Raw genomic sequence first — 1,322 nt, forward strand, 5'->3', positions numbered from 1 at the left:
GGCTTAGGGCGCTCCCTAAATACAAAGGTTATATCTCGCTCGCTCATTATGACTAACCACTTGTGGGGGGTGTAAAATCGAGCGGGCATTCGATCAGCCACGTTCCGATTTGTCCCATTGCGATCGCGCGGACGGCATTCGTCTCCAGAGTTGGCAGTGCAGCGGACAGTGTCTGGTATAGTCGATCCTGCTCAATCGTAAGGAGATCCGCGGCTGGTCCCGACACAGTGCCTGATGTCTCAAGTCGGTCTTCTTCGAGGGCGATGGCGGTGGTCGCCCTTTCCCAAAGTTCAGGTGCGTCACGCTTCAACTGATCAAGAGCGTTCTCCGCTCGGATGTGTGTCCTGATAAATCCAAACTTTCTTTTGGCTACTTGCTCAGGATTCAACTGCGGGAAAGCGCGTACAATTTTCTGCGCCAAGGCCTCGCTAATAGTGTTGCCGGCAACCGAGACCTCGTCATCGTCCGGTGTTTTCAGGATCAGAGTAGCGCCGCACGCCTGCAACCTGATTCTGTCAATTTCTTTGGAGAAATCCTCTTGGCAGTGAACAAGGCCTCGGAAATCAGGGGCAAGAAAAGGCAAGCCTGCGTCCATCACTTGTTGCGATTTTTTTGCTACCGTTTTGACTACATCTTTATCATCCAAGAAAGGGCATAAAAGTATCCAACGGCGTACCTTCAGCCCACCAAGAAGTTCGAGTATTTTGCCTTTGTTTGTTACAAGCTTATTCAGGTCGCGATTGGCTTTCGCGCGCATGGCGCTTGCAGCCTTGCTCGTATCTCCGGTCTCCTCAGGGGAATAGCTCTGGTAGACGCATCCATCTGTCGTGATGCATTCGATGCCAAGATCGCCATTAACGCGAGCCGGTATTGGCTGGACATTTTCGGCACCATGACGCTCGCGAACAAGCCGTAGGCTGAATTGTTCCCACTCGTTCCCGTCCCAGTCACGGGGATATTTTTCAATCATGCCAAACCCGCGTCCCCCAACGAGTAGGTACCATCTTTGATGCTTCCAAACACGTCAAGATGAAACTGGATTTGCTAGCTGTCACAGAAATTTGTCGACGTAGTAATGAGAAGCCAAAGGTCAGCTCGTCTGCTTTGAAAGATTTGAGCCGAACTACAGCAATGAGGCCGCCTATCAATTCGCTCTTGAGCGCACTCCGCCGACCCGATTACCCATCATCCTGATCAGCGGCAAAGAGGGCACCCCACCGCTCTTGAATTTGTCCGATGCTTGCGTTGACGAGCGGGCCTAAAAAATCAGCAGAGTTGTCTACAATCCCCTCGGCAACCTGATCTGCGGCCTCGCCAATGAC

1 protein-coding gene is annotated in these 1,322 nt (G+C 52.1%); it reads right to left on the bottom strand.

Annotated elements, in window-relative coordinates; genetic code table 11:
- Window positions 1–52 precede the first annotated feature (52 nt).
- On the bottom strand, window positions 53–970 hold the full coding sequence (locus J0I64_RS08260; protein WP_009452784.1) for a hypothetical protein: 918 nt from the start codon (window positions 968–970) through the stop codon (window positions 53–55).
- Window positions 971–1,322: the final 352 nt, after the last annotated feature.

Source organism: Devosia sp. (assembly GCF_017307565.1).
Classification (GTDB): Bacteria; Pseudomonadota; Alphaproteobacteria; order Rhizobiales; family Devosiaceae; genus Devosia.

What these genes read in the sequence shown, in the direction of transcription:
- J0I64_RS08260 (WP_009452784.1), bottom strand. Translation starts at nt 970, where the DNA reads ATGATTGAAAAATATCCCCGTGACTGGGACGGGAACGAGTGGGAACAA.